The sequence below is a fragment of the Mesorhizobium sp. WSM4817 genome, assembly GCF_055811135.1.
The window spans coordinates 1-3,847 of sequence record NZ_JBVVQQ010000072.1; the positions used below are offsets into that span (position 1 = coordinate 1).

The 3,847-nt window shown below is 58.5% G+C and carries 4 protein-coding genes; all 4 read left to right on the forward strand.

Annotation, left to right across the window (positions count from 1 at the left end; genetic code table 11):
• Positions 1 to 1,529, forward strand: a 1,529-nt coding sequence (locus AC0L2K_RS34640; RefSeq protein WP_473533613.1) for an NAD(P)/FAD-dependent oxidoreductase, incomplete at its 5' end; no start/stop codon positions are given.
• A 16-nt stretch (positions 1,530 to 1,545) separates the two neighbouring features.
• Complete coding sequence (locus AC0L2K_RS34645; protein ID WP_473533614.1) at positions 1,546 to 2,427, forward strand: dihydrodipicolinate synthase family protein; 882 nt, start codon at positions 1,546 to 1,548, stop codon at positions 2,425 to 2,427.
• A gap of 26 nt (positions 2,428 to 2,453) precedes the next feature.
• Positions 2,454 to 3,068, forward strand: coding sequence for a short chain dehydrogenase (locus tag AC0L2K_RS34650; protein WP_473533615.1), 615 nt, complete (start codon positions 2,454 to 2,456; stop codon positions 3,066 to 3,068).
• A gap of 354 nt (positions 3,069 to 3,422) precedes the next feature.
• A partial coding sequence (locus AC0L2K_RS34655; protein WP_473533616.1) for an NAD(P)/FAD-dependent oxidoreductase occupies positions 3,423 to 3,847 on the forward strand: 425 nt, incomplete at its 3' end.

Here is a 3,847-nt window from a genome sequence, read left to right on the forward strand (position 1 = left end):
AATGCGTCGAGGGGACGAGATTGCGAAGCTTGGACATGAAGCAGGTCTATATCAGAAGGTATATTTTCCGTCTACGAGACCGACAGCGCATGGTCTATTCGAAGCAGGAACAAGCCAGGGCGAGCTGTGCGCACGACTACGCAACCGGCCGCCTTCACCCGAGCGAGTTGGCAGTGAACTCTTTGAATCAAACCAAGACAAGACAGCGTATTGTCGTTCAGGCACCACATCCGGAGCCAACAGCCTCCGGGTGGTACCGCACGTCGGGACCGGAGCTGCCCTTGGTCCCGCAACGAGGCGACGTCGCATGCGACTGCCTGGTCATTGGCGGCGGCTGGATGGGGCTTCACGCGGCCCGCCGATTCGCCGAACTCAACCCCCAGTCTTCAGTAATCCTGGTCGACGCCGGCCGCATTGGGGACAATGCATCCGGACGGTGCATGGGCTTCGCCATCGATCTCGCGCACAATCCCCGAAAACGCGACTTCGTCGAAGACATCAAGGGAAACAAAGAGGAGCTGTTCGTCAACCTCGATGGGATCGCCTACATTCGAAGCGCCGTGGAGGAGCATGGGGTAGGCTGCGATTGGGACCCGCAGGGGAAATACCACAGCGCGGCCACGTCTCACGGCGTGGAGGACCTGCACCGCTTTTCGGAGGCGCTCGATAAGCTTGGACAAAACTACAGCTGGGTTGAAACCCCCGAAATCCAGGCGATCACCGGCAGCAAACACTACATCAAAGCATTGCATCACCCCGGCACCATTCTGGTCCAGCCTGCGAAATATCTCAAGAACGCGGTAAAAAGCCTCCCTGTGAACGTTACCATCCATGAAAACACCGCCATTGTGGCGGTCCAGTTCGGCGCACCGAAGCACATCTGCGAGACGCCTGGCGGAACAATCAGTGCTTCCAAGGTAATCATCTGCGCATCGGGTTACCTGACGAGGTTTGGCTTCTTCGAAAATCGAGCCATACCGCTCTACACGTTCGCGAGCATGACCAGACAGCTCACGGAGAGCGAGCTTTCCGAAGTGGGCAACAAGCGAGCCTATGGGCTTATTCCGGCCGACAGCTTTGGGACGACGGTACGACGCACGATCGACAATCGTCTTTTCCTTAGAAACGTTTACTCGTATGCGACGAATTTTAAGACAACGAAACAAGATGTCCTGAGGGCGCGGGCCCAGCAGCAGGTAGCATTCGACCGCCGATGGCCCGGGCTTTCTTCAATCGGCTTTGAGGCCAGCTGGGGTGGTCTGCTCACGCTCGCGCAAAATGGCGGTATGGTTTTCGGCGAGTTGGCGCAGGACGTCTATGGAGCCGCCTTCTGCAATGGAACCGGCGTTGCTCGAGGCGCTGCCTTTGGCAAGGCCGTTGCCGAACTCGCCACGGGGCAATCTTCGGCTGTGATCGAAATCCTGAAGACGCGGTCCGCTCCGAGCAGGACATATCCGAGACTTGTCACATCAATGGGCGTCCGCTTCGTCACGGCACTCCGTTTCAAGCAAGCGGGCGCCGAAGTCTAACAAAAGAGGAATGGTAATGGCGGACTTGAAGGGCATCAATCTTGCAATGCAGACACCGTTCGACGCTAACGGTGCAATCGATTACGGCCTCTTCGAGGAGTTGATCGAAAAATATGTATCGGCGGGAGTTCACGGCCTGGTTCTTGGGGCCGGTACGGGCCAGCACCCTTACCTGACGGAATCCGAATGCAATCAGCTCTACGAGCTGGGGGTGAAGCGCATCGCAGGCCGCTGCAATGCTATCTGCCAGACCTCGGCTCTCAACATGGATGAAGTCATCCGACGCTCACGGCAAGCTGAATCGGTAGGCGCGGACGCACTGATGATTTTGCCACCGTATCTGGAAGGTCCGTCAGACGAAGATGGAGTTTTCAATTTCTACAAGGAAATCGACGCGGCGGTCGGCGTGGATATTGTCGGGTACAACATCCCGCAGGCGACCGGCATCGCGGTCTCGCCGCGCCTTTTTGACCGACTGAGCAGTCTTAAGAACTTCAATTACATCAAGGATAGTGCCGGCGACTTCACCGTGCATCAGGAGTATCTGCAAACGAGAGGAATGGTGCTAAATGGCTGCGATACAACAACCCTTTATGCGCTAATGGCTGGCGCGCGCGGTGTTATCTGGGGCGCAGCAAACTACATGCCTCGCGAGGCTGTCGAACTGTACAACCTTGTGGCGGCGAAGGATTTCGAGAGGGCGCTGGCACTTTGGCAGCGCATGCTACCCTCGTTGCTCTTCATCTGGCGAGCACCCTATACGCCTTCTGTTCTGAGAGCCGCGCAGCTGCGCGGATTCGGAACCGGCAACGTTCGCAAGCCACTAGCAAAACTCTCGGCGGAGCAGGACATCGCGCTCCGCGCCGCACTTGTCCCGCTGTTTGAGGTCGCCTCCTAGCCGTACCTTATCCACGGGGGGACTCTATGCGAATTGTTCTGGTTGGTGCGACTGGGGTTGTCGGGTCGGCCGTCGCGGCCGAACTTGGCAAGCGGCACGACATTATAGCGGTCGGGCGAACAAGCGGCTCGTTCCACGTTGACATCGCCGAGCCGAACTCTATCGACCAATTATTCGACAAGATCGGTGCATTTGACGCGTTGATCTGCACAGCAGGGGGCGTGCACTACGCTCCCCTGAACCAATTCACGAATGAACAGTTCGAAATCGGGCTGCGTAGTAAGCTGATGGGGCAAGTCAATCTCGTGGTGAGGGGTCTCAAGCGTATCCGCGACAACGGATCATTTACCTTGACGTCCGGCTTGACCAACGAAGATCCGATCCGGCAGGGAACCTCGTCCGCCTTGGTCAATGGCGCCTTGGACGGTTTTGTACGGAGCGCGGCGATCGAGCTTGGGCGGGGGCTGCGGATCAATCTGGTCAGTCCGACACTCGTCCAGGAATCGGTTCGCCTCTACGGCGACTTCTTTTCTGGCACTGTGACGATGCCGGTGAGCGAGGTGGCGCTCGGCTACGCCAAGAGCGTAGAGGGTGCTCAAACGGGTCGGGTCTATCGCTTGGGTTGGATCAGAGACGCCTAATCTGGACGTCGCGCTAACGGAGGACAGCATGCACAGCCAACTCTGCATCGACGGTAGGTGGAGCTCGCCGGCAAAGGGCCACACCTTCGATGTGATCAACCCTGCGCCTCGTTCTGGGGATGGTACATCAAATCGTGGAAGTTGCTCTATGAATAGGCAGCGGGCCGCTCTCGAAATCCCCCGTCAAGTCGCACCATCGTCGTCGCAGGCAACACGTGAATGTGACGCAAGGCGCAATTTCAGCCGCATGCCTGAAGGCCACGTCCGCAACAGCCTCTGCCAACCGCAGGAGGTGCTGACAGACTCAGCGCTTCGGCTGCGCCGCCTTCCCTCCAGCTACCGCCCCAAGGCCGCATGACGCAAAAATCCATTCCGTCCAAGGCACGCGCCGTCATCATCGGCGGCGGTGTCTCAGGCTGCTCGGTCGCCTACCATCTGGCCAAGCTCGGCTGGACCGACATCGTGCTGCTCGAACGAAAGCAGCTGACATCGGGCACGACATGGCACGCCGCCGGCCTGATCGGCCAGTTGCGCGGCTCGCAGAACATGACGCGGCTGGCGAAATATTCGGCCGACCTCTACGTCAGGCTGGAGGTCGAGACCGATGTCGGGACCGGCATGCGCCAGGTCGGTTCGATCACCGTGGCGCTGACCGAGGAACGCAAGCACGAGATTTATAGGCAGGCGTCGCTCGCCCGCGCCTTCGATATCGACGTGCGCGAGATTTCGCCAAACGAAGTCAAGCAGATGTACCCGCATCTTAATGTTTCCGATGTGGT

Excerpts from the sequence above, each read along its gene's own strand:
- AC0L2K_RS34645 (WP_473533614.1), top strand. The coding sequence starts at position 1,546 with ATGGCGGACTTGAAGGGCATCAATCTTGCAATGCAGACACCGTTCGAC.
- AC0L2K_RS34650 (WP_473533615.1), top strand. The coding sequence starts at position 2,454 with ATGCGAATTGTTCTGGTTGGTGCGACTGGGGTTGTCGGGTCGGCCGTC.